Origin of the sequence: Clostridium sp. (genome assembly GCF_051650885.1) — a bacterium.
In the GTDB taxonomy this organism is placed as follows: domain Bacteria; phylum Bacillota; class Clostridia; order Clostridiales; family Clostridiaceae; genus Clostridium.
In genome coordinates, this window is record NZ_JBOFRG010000359.1 from 46,339 (window position 1) to 64,388 (window position 18,050).

The window sequence follows — 18,050 nt, forward strand, 5'->3', positions numbered from 1 at the left end:
GTGATTTAAAGAGTGAGAATTGAAATTGGTGCTAATGAAGCAGGTCAAAGATTAGATAAATTCTTAAGAAAATTATTAAAGGATGTACCATTAAGTGCAATATTTAAAGCCCTTAGAAAAGGTGATATTAGAGTAAATGGTAAAAAACAAAAAGAAAAATATCCATTAGAACTTGGGGATATAGTAGAAGTAAGATATATTCAAAGTAAAAAAGCAACAGAAGTAAAAGAAAACTTCATAAAAGTAGATGCAAAGAGAATGAAAATATCTTATGAAGATGAAAATATGTTAGTAGTAGAAAAATGGCCAGGAGTATTAGTTCATCCTGATAGCAATAAAAAAATACCAACACTTACTGATTATGTACTTTCATATTTGAATGAAAAAGGTGCATATTTACCAGAGAAAGAAATAACATTTACACCAGCACCATGTAACAGATTAGATAGAAATACATCTGGAATGGTTGTGTTTGGGAAAAGCTTTGAAGGTTTAAAAGAATTAAACGAAATAATAAGAGAAGGTAAAGTAAAAAAATACTATAACACTATAGTAAAAGGGAAAATAAAAGATGGGCTTTACAAAGGGTATATTCATAAAAATGAAGATGCTAATATATCAAGAATATTTGATAAAAAAGTACCAGATTCAAAAGAAATATCTATGGAAGTTAAGACTATCCAAACAAATGGAGCATTCTCCTTCTTAGAGATAGATTTAATAACAGGAAGAAGCCATCAAATAAGAGCACATCTTGCACATTTAGGGTGTCCTATAATTGGTGATGAAAAGTACGGAGATAGAAAGACGAACTCATTCTTCAGAAGTAAATTTGGATTAGAATTCCAATTCTTATATGCCTATAAATTAAACTTCAAAAAGATTGATGGAAAAATGGAATACTTAACAGATAAAACAATAGTAGAAACATTACCACCTATCTTTAAAAAGATTAAGAAGGATGTATTTAAATTTAGACTTTAATTTAGGAGTATAGAAATGAAGGAACAATCATCTGTTACCAAAGGGTTTATGATACTGTCTATTGCAGGAATTGTATCAAAGATATTATCAGCTTTTTATGTACCTTTGCTAACTAATATTATTGGAGTTGCAGGACTTGGTATATATCAAAAAGGGTATGATGTATTCATGTTTGTATATGCTGTTACTACGATGGGATGTCAACCGGCAGTTGCAAAAGTAGTTTCAGAGCTTAGAGCAATGGGATATGAGAAAGATAGTGAGAAGGTACTTAAAATATCAAGAAAAACATTTGGGCTATTTGGAGCAATTGGAGGAGTACTAGTATTTGTACTTGCGTATCCAATAGCTAAATATAGTAACAATGAAGCAGCAGTGTTTTCAATTATGTTTTTAGCACCAAGTGTATTTTTAACATCAGTTTTAGCTGCATATAGAGGATACTTCCAAGGAAGAGAACTTATGCATGGAATTGCAATATCACAAGTGGTAGAGCAAATTTTAAATGTTATTATAAGTCTTCTATTTGCATATCTATTTATGCATTTTTCAAGTGATGGATTAAAGCTAGCTCTTGGAGCAGCAGGAGGAACTATAGGAACTTCTGTAGGAGCGTTAATTGCTGTAATTTATCTTATGAATATGTATAGTAAGAAAAAGCAAAAACATACAATTCAGAACAAAGATGAAAAAAGAATAACAGTTCATATGATAAAAAGAAAGGTATTTCAATATGCCCTTCCAATAACATTAATTGCAGGAATTCAAAACTTTGGTGGAATGGTTGATATGTTTAATGTTAACAATAGATTAGTTGATGGTGCACATTATACAGTTATGCAAGCAAATACATTATATGGAGTTTTTGGACAGTATAGAACACTTTTAGGAATTCCACTAATAATAATAACTGCACTAACAACAATAATATTACCAAGTGTAGCTAAAAATTATGCTGTGAAAAATAGAAAAGGAATAATAAGACAGGTAAACTTTGGATTTAGATTGACCTTTATGATAACTATACCAGCAGCGGTAGGGATGAGTATACTAAGCAGTGAAATCTATATGATTTTATTTAGACACAATGCAGGTGGCTCATATCTTATGGCAGCAGGGTCATTTATACTTATATTTATGGCACTTGCACAAGTTCAGTCATCAATACTTCAAGGGATGAGCAAATTTAGACCTTTAATAATTGCTTTTACAATTGGAGTAATATGCAAAGTACTTGGAAATTATATATTTGTAGGAATTAAGGAAATAAATATAATGGGAGTGTTAATAGGGAATTTCTTCTATTTTGCAGTACCTAGCTTTATATGTTATAGAATATTAAGAAAAACAGTAAAATATAGAATTCCAGTAATAAGACCATGTATTAAACCTTTAATAGCATCTATTGGTATGGGAGTAGTATTATTTTTTGCTAAGATGCCATTAGCTAAAATAATAAAGGCTATGCAAGGTGACATATTATCATGGGTAGTTACTATAATATATACATTAATATTAGTTTTAATAGGAGCAGCTGTATATGGTGGAATAATGATTCTTATAGGTGGAATTAGAAGAGCGGATATAGAATCAATGTCACCAAGGTTATATAGAATGGTTCCAAGAAAAATAAGAAATATGATAAGATAAAAAAGGAAGTGTATTATGCACTTCCTTTTTTAATCTGAACCAAATTTAGATAATAAGAGAAAAACTATGAAAACACATAAAACTAAAAACAATGTTTTAATAGTTGTTAAAGGTAAAAGAAAATATCTTATAAAAAGGTTGAAAATTAAATAAGTTAAAATTGCCAGTAAAGTAAAAATAATAACATCGACAGGTGATATTGATACTTTAAGGCATTTATTTATTTCAAACATATTTAAAGTTAAGCAAAGAATAGAGCTAATAAATAATGTAATACTAAACCCATAAATATTAATTTCAGGAATAGATGTAAATACGAACAATGATATAAGCTCCATAGAGGCTACAATAAGTGAATTTCTAACAATAGCATTTTGTTTTCCAAGTCCATTTAATATTCCAAACATAGTTGTAGAACAAAAGAATAATGGAGCTGAAAGAGATGCCATTTTTATATAATTACCTAAATCATCTCTACCATAAAAAATTTCACCTAGGCTATTAGGAACTAAGGTACATATAACTGTGGTAGCTAGTCCTAATAAAAAGGTTAGTTTTAAAACTTTTTTTATCCTATAAACAGCATCGTAATGCCGTCCTTGACTTAAGGTCTGAGAAAGGTCTGGAATGAGTAGTGAGTTTAATGTACCAACAACGATTAAAGGAATTCCTATAAGGGTCATTGCCATTCCAGTGTACCGTCCAATCATTGATAAGGCTTCACTGTAATTAAAGCCAGCTGAAAGAAGCCGTTGTGGAACTATCCATGTAGAAATAGTAGAAAAAATTCCATTTAAAAATCCATTTATACATAAAGGAAAAGTTATTATAAGTACATTAAATAAAAGTTGAAGCCTTCCTTCAGTTTGGACATTTTGTCTATGTGGTAAATCGTGAGTACATTTTTTATAATAGAAAAATAAAAATAATAAACTTTGTAATTCACCAATAGCTAAAGAGATATAAGCAAGAGTAACTAATAAAGTTAAATTATCTGTTTTGAAAGTATATAAAAGTAAAAATATAGTTATAAGTCTCATTGCTTTTTCAAAAATATCTATTAATGCAGGAATCTTTATCCTTGATGTGCCTAGAAAATATCCCTTTAAAATATTAGAAAGAGATATAAAAATCATAGCAGGACAAGCAACACGAATAGCATTAATAGTTCTAATATCATGTATTCCGAATTTAGCTATTATAGGGGCAAAAAAGAATACAAAAAGTCCTATGGAAATAGCCCAAACAATATTAAAAACAGAAACAGTTTTTATAGTCTTACTTAAATTCTCATGCTCATTTGAATTATGATAAACAGCAGACACCTTAGATATAGCAGCAACAATTCCAGATGTCATAAGACAAATGAAAAGGTGATAAACCGGCATTACAAGATTATAAAGTCCCATTCCTTCAGCTCCTAAAACTTTAGAAAGGTAAATTGAAAAAATAAATCCTAAAATACCAGTAGCTATATTAGATGTTGTGAGCAAAAGAGAATTTCTAAAAAAATTATCTTTTTTCAAATTAATCACTCCTTTTGAAACTACTTTAAATAATATTCAAAAAAATAAGAATTATACTGTAAAATAAAAAGTTTAGTTAATTAATTAGAATTAAGTAAAATTAGGAATATTTAATATAGTTTCATAAATATAAATTAAAGAGAAAGTTTAAGGAGAGAAGCGATGAAGAAGTTTATAAAATATTCTATAGCAAGTGTTCTTATTGTAGTCTTAGCTTTAGGAATTTATGTTTATACAAGTGGCTATGGTATTCAAGTAAAAGAAAAGGATGTAAAAAGTGATATATTTTTAAAAGGATTTGAAAATGCAATTCAAATAGAAGGTGATGGAGAAGGAAATTATTTTGTATGCTACACTAATGAAATTGTAAAAATAAATAATGATAATCAAACAGAGAAAATATATACAAACACAAATTTAGAGATAGAGGATGCTATCTACTATGACAAAAGCTTATTGGTTATATCTAAAGGGGATTTATTAAAGATAAATATAGAAAATGGTGGGATAGAGAGAATTCTTAAAGATATACCTTATGGTGGAGATAGAATAAAAAGAAAGTTAATTGTAAAAGATGAAAAAATACTATTATCAATAGGGACATTTACTAACACAGGTATTGCTGAAAAGGGAGATTCATTTACAAAGGAATTATGGGATAAAACACCTATAGATATAGAGTTAACAGGTGAAAATTATGGAGAAGGGAAAACAGGACCTTTTAAGAAGTATGGAGAGCAAAGTAAAAAGGACGAAAAGTTAAAGGGAGAAAACCTAGGAAATGGTGCAATTTATGAAGTGAAATTAGATGGCACAGAACCAGTGATATATTCAAGTGGAATAAAGAATATATTAGGATGGGATATAAATAGCAAGGGAGAAATAGTAGGAGCTATTGAAGGCCTAGAAGCAGAAGGGACAAGAGGGGTATTAAGAGATACAGACCATATATACAAAATAAGCGAAGGAACATGGTATGGTTGGCCTGATTATAGTGGGGGAGATAAGATAAGTTCTCCTAAATTTTCTAAAGACGGAGAAAAGATAAATAAAGTTATAAAAAATCCTTTAGAAGAAGTAGTGAAAGGACCATATTATGAGCATAAAAATCTAAAAGGAATAAAAGCCTTTGCAGTAGACAAAGGTGGAGTTTTATTAGAAGAAGATACAGTTATATTTTTTGATGATATAGATAAAAAGGTATATACATTAGATGGTAAAAAAATAGTAAAAGAATTTTTAAAGTTAGATTCAAAGAGCAGTATAACAGATATATTGATGCAGGAAACGGAATGTCTTTTATTAGATGGAGAATCAGGATTCATATATAGATTAACAAGAGAAAAAGGAAACTTTATATTGAATGTGCCTAAAAGCATAATGATAATAGTTGCAGGAATAGGGCTAGTAGTTTTATTTATATTTGTAAAGAAAATGATGAATAAGAATAATAAGTAGAGAAATAAGAGCAGTTTAAATAAAAAATAAACTGTTCTTATTCTTTATTATTCCAAATAATGGTAAAATTGAAAAGAGGTGATATTATGAGAAAAACAATTTTATTAAATTTAAGTAATTTAAAATTAAAAGGAGATGTATTAGATTTTTCAATAGATGAATTTTCTTTATTAGATTTTAAAGGTGAAGAGGTAGATGCTAAAAGTGAAGTGGCTTTAACTGCTGAAGATAATTATGATACAGGGATTTTATTTTTTAATTTAAATAAAATGCTAGGAAGAGGAAAAAAAGAAGAAGTAATTGAAAAAATAACGAATTATATAAAACGAGATGGAGAAATATATATATGGGATTTAAATAAAAGTTTTGGGGAAACTGTTGATGTAGAATTAAAGGTTTTATGTCCTAATGAAAGGTTTAAAAATATAAAAATAAAAACCAATAATATATTTTCTTGTTTAAATGTAGAAGAAATAGAAAAAATTCTTGAAAAAAATTGTATAATAGAAGAAACTAAAGTTTGGGAGGATATTTTTTATATAAAAGCTAGAAAAATTAACTAAAGAGAGGAATTTTTAAATGAAAATATTATTTACAGCAATTAACTCAAAATTTGTACACAGTAACTTGGCAGTTAGATATTTAAAGGCCTTTACAGAAGATATGGATTATGAGGGAAAAATACGAGAGTTTTCTATAAATGATAGAGAAGAAAAAATATTAGAAGAGATTATTAAGGAAAGACCAAATGTTGTAGCTTTTTCAACATATATTTGGAATGTTGAAATGGTTTCAAGAATTGCAGATTTAATAAAAAGAGTAGATTCTAATATAGATGTTTTATTTGGAGGTCCAGAAGTATCTTATGATAGCATAGTCTTTTTAAAAGAGCATGTAGGAGATTATGTAATAGTTGGTGAAGGTGAAAAAATCTTAAGAGAGTTTATAGAATATAAGTTAGGTAAAACTGATATAAAGGATATAAGAGGACTTGTATATAAAGAAAATGGGGAAGTTAAATTTAATGGTAGCAGACCATTAATGTCATTAGAAGAGGTTGTATTCCCATATAAAGTGGATGAAAACTTAGACAATAAAATAGTCTATTATGAAGCTTCAAGAGGATGCCCGTTTAACTGTAAATATTGTCTTTCATCAACAGTACATGGAGTAAGATTTCAAAATATAGATAGAGTATTAAAAGAGCTTCAATATTTTATTGATAAAAAGGTGAAATTAGTTAAATTTGTAGATAGAACATTTAACTGTAACCATAAATTTGCAATGGATATATGGAAGTTTTTAATAGAAGCCGATACAGAAACACAATTCCATTTTGAAATCTCAGCAGATATATTAAAGAAAGAAGAAATAGAACTTTTAAGAAATGCTCCAGAAAATAGATTCCAGTTTGAAGTAGGTGTTCAAACTACAAATGATGAAGTTCTTCACAACATAAATAGATTTGTTAATTTTAGTGATATAAAAGAGAAGGTTGTTGAATTACTATCATTAAGAAATATAAAACAACACTTAGATTTAATAGCAGGGCTTCCAGGAGAAAATTTTGAGTCCTTTAAAAGGTCATTTAATGATGTACATTCAATAAGACCAGAAGAAATTCAATTAGGATTCTTAAAGCTTTTAAAAGGTTCAGCAATGAGAGAAGAAAGTGAAAAATGGGGAATGAAATTTTCTAAGTATCCACCATATGAAATTTTAAGTACAAAGGATATTGATTACTTTAGTCTTTTAGAACTTAAAAAAGTAGAGCATATGGTTGATAAATATTATAATAGTGGGAAATTTAATTATATATTAGAATATTTCTATCCAAAATATGATAATCCATTTGATTTCTTCTATGCATTAGGTAGATTCTATGATGAAAAAGGTTATTTTGACAGAAGTATAGGAAATAATGAATACTATAAATTATTCTTAGACTTTGAAAAAGAAGTTTTAAAGTCTGAATCAAAGTTAAATGAAATAATAAGATATGAATATCTTATGCATAACAAAAAACGTGGAATGCCAGAATTTTTAAGAGGTGACATAAGTAAAGAAGAGGAAAGAGAATTAAAAGAAAAATTAAGAGATGAATATTCATTTAGAGAATATACAATAGAAAAGTTCACAATAGATGTAGAAAAATATCTAAAAAATGGAGAAATAATAAACAAAGACACGTATATGTTAATAGATAATAATAATAAGTTTATAATTTTATAATATAGTTATATAATTACATTATAAAAATGGCTAAAAAATCCTATTTTAATAAAAATGTTTAAAAATTAATAATTTTATTGAAATTATTCGTAAAAAGTGTATAATATAATTAAAAAGTAATTAATACTATATAAAGCATTAATTTATATATATTTTTTATTTACTTATAAAGGTGGTGATATTTTGGCATTAGAGGCAATTAGAGAAGTTAAAAAAGTTGAAAACACAGCAGAAGAAATGATTAAAGATGCAAATGTTAAGGCTAAAGAAATAATTGGAAACGCAGAGAAGGAAGCTTTAGAAAAATATAACGAAGTTATAGAAGAAGCTAAAAATGAATGTGAAAAAATTATAAATGAAGCTATTACAAAAGGAAATAAAGAGGCGGAGCCTATTTTAGTTAAAGGTGAAGCTTTAGCTAAAGAAATTTTAAATGTATCTAATGATAAAAAAGAGGATGCAGTAAAATTAGTGATTGAGAGGATAGTGAAGACAAATGGCAATAGTTAAGATGAATAAATTCACCTTACTAACCTTTGAGTCTGAAAAAGATGCTCTATTAGAAAAATTACAAGATTTTTCAGAAGTAGAATTTATAGATTTACAAAATGAAGACTACTTAGAGAAAAATGAAGAGTTAAAACAGCTTTCTAAGGATACTGTTGATGAAGAGTTTAGTAATTGTGAAGAAGAATTATCTAAGGTGAAATTTGCTCTTGACTTCTTAGGAGGATATGTACCTCAAAAATCAGGTTTTAAGAAAATGAAAGAAGGAAAAAAAGCCTTAAGCCGTGATGAACTTAAAAGTAAAGTTTTAGACAGTAATTGGAATGAACTTTATGAAAAGGCTAAGGAAAAAGAAAATCTTTTATTAGAATTAGATAATGAAAAGACAAAGTTAGAAACAGAAATAGGTCTTTTAAAGCCTTGGGAAAGTTTTGATGCTCCATTTGGAGAATTAAATAAACTTAAAACAAAAAGCTTTATAGGAAGTGTATCTAAAAATTATGAAGAAGCTTTAATAAGCGAATTATCAAATTCTTATCTTGAAATAGTAAGTAAAAACAATCAAGACATTTTCTTTTTAGCACTAGTTGATAAAAAAGAAGAAGAAAAGATTGAAGAAGTCTTAAGAGGATTTGGATTTAGTGGATTTAAAACAGATAGGAATGAAGTACCTATGAATGTAATCCACACAAATTTAGATAGAATAGAAAAAATAAAATCAGAAAAGTTTTTTATAAAAGAAGAACTTTCAGCTCTTGATGAAGGAGTTCAAAAATTAGAGCTTGCTTATGAATATTATCACAATATTTATACAAGAAAACTTGCTAAGAATAACTTCTTAAAAACAAACAATACAGTAGTTATTCAAGGGTGGATACCAGTTGAGAAAAATAAAAATCTTTCTAAAATAACAAAAGAAATTTTAGAAGATAATTATTATTTAACATATGAAGATGTAAAAGAAGAAGAAATTGAAGATGTGCCAATAAAACTTAAGAATAATTCTTTAAACAAATCATTTGAAAACATTACAGAAATGTATAGTTTACCAAGATACAATGATATTGACCCAACACCACTTTTAGCACCATTTTTCTTATTATTCTTTGGAATGATGGTTGCAGATATTGGGTATGGATTATTAGTACTTATAGGTTCAATAATAGCTCTTAAAGTATTTAAATTAGAAGAGGGGCAAAGACAATTTGCTAAATTCTTTTTCTGGTTAAGCTTCCCAACAATAGCGTTTGGAGCAATATATGGAGCATTCTTTGGAGATTTAATACCATTACCAGCTTTAATAAATACAAAAACTGATGTTACAACAATATTAGTTATGTCAGTAGTATTTGGGGTAATTCAAATATTCTTTGGATTAGGAATAAAAGCATATGTTTTAGTTAGAGCAGGAAAGCCACTTGATGCATTCTATGATGTAGGATCATGGGTAATTACACTTGTATCAATTGCAGTCTTTGGATTTGGAAAAATGACAGGACATGAAACTGTAGGAACTATCGGAATGTGGTGCATGATTGCAGGTATGATATTAATCGTTCTTACACAAGGAAGACACATGAAATCAAAAGGTGGAAAACTAGGAGAAGGTTTATACCAATTATATGGAATAACAGGGTATATAGGAGACTTAGTTTCTTACACAAGACTTATGGCCCTAGGATTAGCTGGTGGATCAATTGCAGGAGCATTAAACCTTATAATAGGAATGTTCCCAGGGGTAGCGCTAATCATATTTGGACCAATCGTATTTATTTTAGGACATGTATTTAACTTAGGGTTATCTTTATTAGGGGCTTATGTTCATACATGTAGACTTGAATACGTAGAATATTTCTCAAAGTTCTATGATGGTGGCGGAAGAGCTTTCAAACCATTTAAGACTTTAGATAAGTTTATAGATATTAAAAAAGAAATTTAGTTTTTTATTAATTAGGAGGAATTTAAAAATGGAAAATACATTTACAACATGGATTAGTTTTTTTGCGACAAACGGGGGAGTAATATTTGCTGCACTAGGAGTTGCTTTAGCAGTAGGATTATCAGGAATAGGTTCAGCTAAAGGAGTTGGACTAGTAGGGGAAGCCGCTTCAGGGCTTATGACAGAAGAACCAGAAAAGTTTGGTAAGGCGTTAGTTCTTCAATTATTACCAGGTACTCAAGGTTTATACGGATTCGTTATTGGATTATTAGTTTACTTAAAAATCGGAGCTGGAATGGACTTCAAAACTGGATTATTCTTATTCTTCGCTTGTTTACCAATAGCAATAGCTGGTTTATTCTCAGGAATAGCTCAAGGTAAAGTTGCAGCAGCTGGTATTCAAATATTAGCTAAAAAGCCAGAGCAAACTACAAAAGGAATCATATTTGCAGCGATGGTTGAGACTTATGCATTATTAGGATTCGTTGTATCAATCTTATTAGTATTCAGCGTTAAATAGTTAGGGATGTGAAGATATGTCAAATGTTAATAATCTAACTTCTAAAATCCTTAAGGATGCAGAAGAAAGAAAAAGCAGCATATTAGCTGAAGCAGAAGAAAAAAAAGTTAAAGTTATAACTAAAAAAACTGAAGAAGCAAATAGGCTAAAAACTTCAATGATAGAAAAAACAAATTTAGAAGCTGTATCTAGAAAAGAAAGAATCTTGTCTAGTGCAGAACTAAAGGTTAGAAATGAAAAGTTGCTTTCAAAAGGTAAGGTTATTGACGAAGTATTTACTATGAGCGTAGATAGCTTATGCCAAATGAAAGAAAATGATTTTAGAAATTTTGTTAAGGCTTCTATAAAGAACTTACAAATAGAAGGCGATGAAAATATAATTTTAAATGAAACTGGAATGAAGGTTATTGATAAAGCATTCATCGATGGATTAAATAAAGAATTTAATTTAAATCTTACATTAAGTTCTGAAAAAGGTTCATTTAAAGGTGGATTCATATTAGAGAAAAATGGAATAGAAATAAACTATACATTTGAATCTTTAGTAGAATCATTAAGAGATGAAATGGAATTTGAAGTAGCAAATATATTATTTAATTAAGGAGGAATAGTATGGATTCAATGAAATTTACTCAGCTTATACCAAGGCTTAGAGTATTAGAAACAAGACTCCTTGATAAATCGAAAATTGATAGAATGATTGATGGTGTTTCAGGAAATGAAGCATTAAAGGTTCTGCAAGAAACAGAATATGCAGGCGTAATGACTGGTATTAAAAGAGCAGAAGATTATGAAGAAATTTTAAGTGAAGAACTTAAGAGAGTGTATGCACTAATGTATAGTGCATCACCTTCAAAATCATTAATAGATATAATGAGCTTAAAGTATGATTATCATAATATAAAGGTACTTTTAAAAGGAATAATCCTAAGAAAAGACTTTAGTAATATGTTAATTCCTGTTGGAAAAATGGAACTTTCAAAGCTTAAGTATATGGTAGAAAATAATAGTTTAAGAGATTTACCTGTAAGAATGAAGGAAGCTATAATAGCTGCAAATGAAGATTTTGAAGTAAATAAAGATCCTCAAAGAATTGATATTATAGTAGACAGATATATGTTTATAGAACTTCATGATATAGCTAAAGAGTTAAATGATAAATTTGTAGATAAGTATTTAAAAGTACTTGTAGATTCTACTAATTTAAAAACTTTATTAAGAGTTAAAAAGCAAGGTAAAGGAAAAGATTTCTTTGAACAAGTTATTATAAAAGGCGGTTCAATAGATAAAGACCTTTTAAAAGGACTTCTTACAGATACAGTTGAAAATATAGCAACAAAACTATCTCATACGAATTATGCAGAAATGCTTCGTGAAGGAATTGAAGAGTTTACAAAAACAAACTCAGCAAGTCTTTTAGAAAAGTTAGTTGATAACTATATTATGAAGCTTATGAAAGAAGCTAAGTTTATACCATTTGGACCAGAGCCAGTACTTGCTTATATCTATGCAAAAGAAACAGAAATTAAAGTTGTTAGAATAATCATGGTTGGTAAATTAAATAATATTGCATCAGAAGTAATAAGAGAAAGGCTGCGTGATATTTATGTCTAAGAAAATCGGTGTTGTTGGAGACAAGGATTCAGTTTTAGCATTTAAAGCACTAGGAATAGATGTATTTCCAGTTGTTGAAGATGATGAAGCAAGAAAAACAATAGATAAACTTGCAATGACTGATTACGCAGTAATATTCGTAACTGAGCAAGTTGCTCAAAATATTGAAGAAACTATTGAAAGATATAATAGAGCAACGCTTCCAGCTGTAATATTAATACCAAGTAATCAAGGATCATTAAATATAGGAATGCAAAGAATTAGCGACAACGTTGAAAAAGCAGTTGGTGTTAATATCTTATAGGAAGGTAGGTCGGTAAGGTGAAAATCGGAAAGATAATTAAAGTTTCAGGACCATTAGTTGTAGCTGAAGGTATGGATGAAGCTAATATATATGACGTATGTAAAGTTGGAGAAAAAGGTCTTATCGGTGAAATCATCGAAATGAGAGGAGATAAGGCTTCAATACAGGTTTATGAAGAAACATCAGGAATTGGACCTGGGGATCCTGTTCAAACTACAGGAGAGCCACTAAGTGTTGAACTTGGACCAGGACTTATAGAATCAATGTTTGATGGAATTCAAAGACCACTAGATGCATTTATGGAGGCTGCTAAGTCACCATTCTTAACAAAAGGTGTATCAGTTAAATCATTAAGTAGAAGTAGAGTATGGAATTTTGTACCTACAGTAAAAGTAGGAGACGAAATTGAAGCTGGAGATGTTGTTGGAACAGTTCAAGAAACTCCAGTTGTACTTCATAGAATAATGGTGCCAGTTGGAATAAAAGGTACTGTAAAAGATATAAAACAAGGTGAATTCAATGTTGAGCAAACTGTATGTGTTATAGCTACAGAAAAAGGCGACAAAGAAGTTACAATGATGCAAAAATGGCCTGTAAGAAAAGGTAGACCATATAAAACAAAAATGAACCCAGTAGAGCCAATGGTTACAGGGCAAAGAGTTATAGATACTTTCTTCCCAGTTGCTAAAGGTGGAGCTGCAGCAGTACCAGGACCATTCGGAGCTGGTAAAACAGTAGTTCAACATCAGGTTGCTAAATGGGGAGACACTGAAATAGTTGTTTACGTTGGATGTGGAGAGCGTGGAAATGAGATGACAGACGTTCTAAACGAATTCCCAGAATTAAAAGATCCAAAAACTGGTCAAAGCTTAATGAAGAGAACAGTTCTTATAGCAAACACATCAAACATGCCAGTTGCTGCCAGAGAAGCATCAATTTATACTGGAATAACTATTGCAGAATATTTTAGAGACATGGGATACTCAGTATCAATCATGGCTGACTCAACATCAAGATGGGCAGAGGCTTTAAGAGAGATGTCAGGAAGACTTGAAGAAATGCCAGGGGATGAAGGATATCCAGCATACCTAGGTTCAAGACTTGCAGATTACTATGAAAGAGCTGGTAAAGTTGTTTGTCTTGGTAAAGATGGAAGAGAAGGAGCAGTTACAGCTATCGGAGCAGTATCACCTCCAGGAGGAGATATATCTGAGCCAGTTACACAGTCAACTTTAAGAATAGTTAAAGTTTTCTGGGGACTAGATGCGAACTTAGCTTACCAAAGACACTTCCCATCAATAAACTGGTTAAATTCATACTCATTATATGCAGACAGCGTTGATGCTTGGATGAACAGTGAAGTTGGATCAGACTGGTCAGAGCTTAGAACTAAGGCTATGTCATTATTACAAGAAGAGTCAAACTTACAAGAAATCGTAAGGCTTGTTGGGATAGATGCGCTTTCAGAAGGTGATAGATTAAAGCTTGAAGTAGCTAAATCATTAAGAGAAGATTATCTTCAACAAAATGCCTTCCATGAAATAGATACTTATGCATCATTAAATAAACAACACAAAATGTTAAAGTTAATACTTCAGTTCCAAACTGAGGCTGAAAGAGCTTTAAAAGCAGGAGTTTACTTAGATAAAGTTTTAAAAATGGATGAGATGAGAGACAAGATTGCAAGATCTAAATATATCTCAGAAGAAAATATAAATCAAATTGATGAAATAGGAACTTTATTAACTGCTGAAATGGATAAATTAATCAGCGAAGGAGGGGTTCTAGATGCTTAAAGAATATAGAACAGTAACAGAAGTTGTAGGACCATTAATGGCTGTAGATGGCGTTGAGGGAGTTAAATACGACGAGTTAGTTGAAATAGAATTACAAAATGGAGAAATGAGAAGAGGAAAAGTTCTTGAAGTTAATGGTTCAAAAGCTATGGTTCAGATCTTTGAAGGTTCTTCAGGAATTAACTTAAAAGGAACTAAAGCAAGATTTTTAGGAAGACCACTTGAACTTGGTGTTTCAGAAGATATGCTTGGAAGAGTCTTTGATGGAATGGGAAGACCTAATGATGATGGTCCAAAAATAATTCCAGAAAAAAGACTTGATATAAATGGAGAGGCTATAAACCCTGTTGCAAGAAATTTCCCATCAGAGTTTATCCAAACTGGTATATCTGCAATTGACGGATTAAATACATTAGTTAGAGGACAAAAGCTTCCTGTATTCTCAGGAGCAGGTCTTCCACATGCTCAACTTGCAGCTCAAATCGCAAGACAAGCAAGAGTTTTAAATTCAGATTCTAAATTCGCCGTTGTATTTGGTGCAATCGGAATTACTTTTGAAGAAGCTCAATTCTTCGTAGATGAATTTAAAAAGACTGGAGCTATTGATAGATCAGTTCTATTCATGAACTTAGCTTCAGACCCAGCTATCGAGAGAATAGCTACTCCAAGAATGGCATTAACTACTGCTGAATTCTTAGCTTACGAAAAAGGAATGCACGTACTTGTTATCTTAACTGATATAACAAACTATGCAGAGGCTTTAAGAGAAGTATCAGCAGCTAGAAAAGAAGTTCCAGGAAGAAGAGGATACCCAGGTTACCTATATACTGACCTTTCAACATTATATGAAAGAGCAGGAAGACTTAGAGGAAGAGAAGGGTCAATCACTCAAATTCCAATACTTACAATGCCAGAGGATGATAAAACACATCCAATTCCTGACTTAACAGGATATATAACAGAAGGACAAATAATTCTTTCAAGAGAATTATACAAAAAAGGAATAATGCCTCCAATCGATGTTCTTCCTTCACTTTCAAGACTTAAAGATAAAGGTATTGGAAAAGGAAAAACAAGAGAAGATCATGCAGATACTATGAACCAACTTTTCTCAGCATATGCACAAGGAAAGCAAGCTAAAGAATTATCAGCTATCTTAGGAGAATCAGCATTATCTGATACAGATAAAGCCTTCGCTAAATTTGCAGAAGCTTTTGAAAATACTTATGTATCACAAGGGTTTACTACAAATAGAAGTATAGAAGAAACTTTAAAAACAGGATGGGATTTACTTAAGCTTCTTCCTAAAACTGAGCTTAAGAGAATCAGAGATGAATATTTAGAGAAATATATGCCAAGAGAGGAAGAGTAATCTATGGCAAGATTAAATGTTAATCCTACAAGAATGGAGCTTTCTAAGCTAAAGAAAAGATTAACTACAGCAACTAGAGGGCACAAACTTTTAAAGGATAAGCAGGATGAGTTAATGAGACAATTCATCAATCTAGTTAAATATAACAACACAATAAGAGCAGAAGTTGAAAAAGAACTTCAAGGGTCTTTAAAAGATTTTGTTATGGCTAGAGCAGTTATGAGTTCGGAGTTTCTAGAGGAAGCAATTGCTTATCCAAAAGAGCATATAACAGTGGAAGTTGGCCAAAAGAATATAATGAGTGTTAACGTTCCTGTTATGAACTTTAAAAGACAGTTAGAAGGTGATGAAGGAAGCATATTCCCTTATGGATTTGCAAATACTTCATCGGAACTAGATGATGCCTTAACTAAGTTATATGGAATAGTTCCAAAGCTTTTAGAATTAGCAGAAGTAGAGAAGTCATGTCAACTTATGGCAGATGAAATAGAAAAGACAAGAAGAAGAGTTAACGCTCTTGAATACATGACAATACCACAATTACAAGAAACTATAAAATATATTAGAATGAAGCTTGATGAAAATGAAAGAAGTGCTTTAACTAGACTTATGAAGGTTAAGAGCATGATTGAGCAAAGAGGATAATTTTATAGAAATGTAAAATGGAAAAAGTGACCTTTACAATGCAGTAGAGGTCATTTTTTAATGAAATTATATTCTGTTTTTAACTGAAAAAGTAGAGTGAAATTTAGAATTATTGGATACAATTAGATAATGTATTAATTAAGAGTTAATTAATATTCAGGATAAATAATTGATATGATGGGATAATAATAGTATAATCGAGGGTAGTAGTTAATAATCTATATGGAAATACATAAATTGCTAAGGAGAATATTATGGATTATTTAATAGAGTTTATATGTGCACTAGCTATAACTGTTATAGTTACGCCTATTCTAATAAAAATATCATATAAAATAAAATTTACAGATAAACCAACTAAAAGAAAAAAGCATAAGAAGATAACACCACTTTGCGGTGGACTTTCTATGTATATAGGTTTTTTTCTAGTATATTTTTTGGCAGGTGAGATAACGGAAAAAAAGATTTATATATTTATAGGGTCAACAATGATTTTATTAATAGGTCTTGTAGACGACTATTATAAATCAAAAGGAAAAGAATTTAAAATTACACCAAGACTTATAATCCAGATATTAGCAGCATATCTTGTGTATAAAGCAGGAGTTGCATTTACGGGGTTTACAAATCCTTTTACAGGGGAGTATATACTTTTAAATCATACTCTTCAATTAATATTAAGTATAACATGGATATTTGGAGTAACCACGGTTATAAACTGGTCAGATGGAATGGATGGACTTGCAGGTGGAATTTCTTTAGTATCAACTATAACATTTTTTGTTGCAGCAATAATACTTGGGCAAGTTGATTCAGCAAGTGTATCATCAATTATGGCAGGAGTACTTGCAGGATTCTTAATATTTAATGTACATCCCGCAAAAATATTTATGGGAGATTCAGGAGCAAATTTCTTAGGATTTATATTAAGTATAATTGCATTAGATGGTGCATTCAAACAAGCTACGGTCTTAAGTATTTTATTACCTATATTAGCACTAGCGGTTCCTATATTTGACAATTTATTCGTAATTATAAAAAGATATAGCGAAGGGAAAGCTGTGTATGAAGCAGATAGGAGTCAAATACATTTTAGATTAGAAGCTAAAGGTTTTACACCAAGACAAACGGTAAGTTGTATAGTTGGAATAAGTATAATGTGTAGTATCGTATCTATAATATTATTATTTTATAATCATTTTTAAAAATATCTTAGTAGAATATCTTCTAAGATATTTTTTTTTGCAATTGTTTTACAAAAAAAGGTTTATATAGTATAATAAGTAAAAAGAACTTATCAAGAGTGGTGGAGGGACTGGCCCTATGAAACCCAGCAACCTATATAAAGTATTTCTTATTTAGAAATATTAGTATATGTGGTGCTTAAACAGAGAGGATAAGGAAGTTTATTTAAGATAAAAGAGCGATATCTTAGGGAAAACATCCTTAGGGTATTTTTTTTATGAAAAAAAGGGGGTAAAAATGAATATACGAGAATTGTTT

Annotated in this window: 16 protein-coding genes and 1 riboswitch; of the genes, 15 read left to right on the forward strand and 1 reads right to left on the reverse strand. The window is 29.9% G+C overall.

Features of this window, described 5'->3' with window-relative positions:
* Positions 1-12: 12 nt before the first annotated feature.
* Both ACRC28_RS18285 and ACRC28_RS18290 read left to right on the forward strand, forming a co-directional pair.
* A complete protein-coding gene (locus ACRC28_RS18285; RefSeq protein WP_438544884.1) occupies positions 13-984 on the forward strand; it encodes an RluA family pseudouridine synthase in 972 nt (323 codons plus the stop codon).
* A gap of 15 nt (positions 985-999) precedes the next feature.
* On the forward strand, positions 1,000-2,634 hold the full coding sequence (locus ACRC28_RS18290) for a putative polysaccharide biosynthesis protein (RefSeq protein ID WP_438544885.1): 1,635 nt from the start codon (positions 1,000-1,002) through the stop codon (positions 2,632-2,634).
* Between the two features lie 29 nt (positions 2,635-2,663).
* On the opposite strand, the gene spoVB is transcribed toward ACRC28_RS18290, so the two are convergent.
* Positions 2,664-4,160: a stage V sporulation protein B gene (spoVB, locus tag ACRC28_RS18295; RefSeq protein WP_438544886.1), complete on the reverse strand. Its 1,497-nt coding sequence runs from the start codon at positions 4,158-4,160 to the stop codon at positions 2,664-2,666.
* Between the two features lie 162 nt (positions 4,161-4,322).
* Between spoVB and ACRC28_RS18300 the strand changes: the two genes are divergently transcribed.
* The 13 genes from ACRC28_RS18300 to ACRC28_RS18360 all read left to right on the forward strand — a co-directional run bounded on the left by ACRC28_RS18300 (position 4,323) and on the right by ACRC28_RS18360 (position 17,752).
* On the forward strand, positions 4,323-5,618 hold the full coding sequence (locus ACRC28_RS18300) for a hypothetical protein (RefSeq protein WP_438544887.1): 1,296 nt from the start codon (positions 4,323-4,325) through the stop codon (positions 5,616-5,618).
* 86 nt (positions 5,619-5,704) lie between these two features.
* Entirely contained in the window at positions 5,705-6,181 is a 477-nt protein-coding gene (locus tag ACRC28_RS18305) for a hypothetical protein (RefSeq protein ID WP_438544888.1), read from the forward strand.
* A 16-nt stretch (positions 6,182-6,197) separates the two neighbouring features.
* Complete coding sequence (locus ACRC28_RS18310; RefSeq protein ID WP_438544889.1) at positions 6,198-7,850, forward strand: DUF4080 domain-containing protein; 1,653 nt, start codon at positions 6,198-6,200, stop codon at positions 7,848-7,850.
* Positions 7,851-8,033: 183 nt separating this feature from the next.
* On the forward strand, positions 8,034-8,360 hold the full coding sequence (locus tag ACRC28_RS18315) for an ATPase (protein ID WP_438544890.1): 327 nt from the start codon (positions 8,034-8,036) through the stop codon (positions 8,358-8,360).
* Positions 8,347-10,296: a V-type ATP synthase subunit I gene (locus ACRC28_RS18320; RefSeq protein WP_438544891.1), complete on the forward strand. Its 1,950-nt coding sequence runs from the start codon at positions 8,347-8,349 to the stop codon at positions 10,294-10,296. Before ACRC28_RS18315 ends, ACRC28_RS18320 begins: the two co-directional genes overlap by 14 nt.
* Positions 10,297-10,324: 28 nt before the next feature.
* Positions 10,325-10,816, forward strand: a complete 492-nt coding sequence (locus tag ACRC28_RS18325) for a V-type ATP synthase subunit K (RefSeq protein ID WP_438544892.1) — start codon at positions 10,325-10,327, stop codon at positions 10,814-10,816.
* Positions 10,817-10,832: 16 nt separating this feature from the next.
* Positions 10,833-11,417, forward strand: coding sequence for a V-type ATP synthase subunit E (locus ACRC28_RS18330; RefSeq protein ID WP_438544893.1), 585 nt, complete (start codon positions 10,833-10,835; stop codon positions 11,415-11,417).
* Between the two features lie 11 nt (positions 11,418-11,428).
* Complete coding sequence (locus ACRC28_RS18335; protein WP_438544894.1) at positions 11,429-12,430, forward strand: V-type ATP synthase subunit C; 1,002 nt, start codon at positions 11,429-11,431, stop codon at positions 12,428-12,430.
* A complete protein-coding gene (locus tag ACRC28_RS18340; protein WP_438544895.1) occupies positions 12,423-12,734 on the forward strand; it encodes a V-type ATP synthase subunit F in 312 nt (103 codons plus the stop codon). Before ACRC28_RS18335 ends, ACRC28_RS18340 begins: the two co-directional genes overlap by 8 nt.
* Before the next feature lie 17 nt (positions 12,735-12,751).
* Positions 12,752-14,530 carry a V-type ATP synthase subunit A gene (locus tag ACRC28_RS18345; RefSeq protein ID WP_438544896.1) on the forward strand — a complete coding sequence of 593 codons (1,779 nt, stop codon included), beginning with the start codon at positions 12,752-12,754 and terminating at the stop codon, positions 14,528-14,530.
* Complete coding sequence (locus ACRC28_RS18350) at positions 14,523-15,902, forward strand: V-type ATP synthase subunit B (protein ID WP_438544897.1); 1,380 nt, start codon at positions 14,523-14,525, stop codon at positions 15,900-15,902. The genes ACRC28_RS18345 and ACRC28_RS18350 overlap by 8 nt, the downstream gene beginning before the upstream one ends.
* Before the next feature lie 3 nt (positions 15,903-15,905).
* Complete coding sequence (locus ACRC28_RS18355) at positions 15,906-16,547, forward strand: V-type ATP synthase subunit D (RefSeq protein ID WP_438544898.1); 642 nt, start codon at positions 15,906-15,908, stop codon at positions 16,545-16,547.
* 254 nt (positions 16,548-16,801) lie between these two features.
* The gene (locus ACRC28_RS18360) at positions 16,802-17,752 is read left to right on the forward strand and encodes an MraY family glycosyltransferase (protein WP_438544899.1); all 951 of its coding nucleotides are present in this window, start codon (positions 16,802-16,804) and stop codon (positions 17,750-17,752) included.
* An 86-nt stretch (positions 17,753-17,838) separates the two neighbouring features.
* Positions 17,839-17,950, forward strand: a riboswitch (SAM riboswitch).
* Positions 17,951-18,050: the final 100 nt, after the last annotated feature.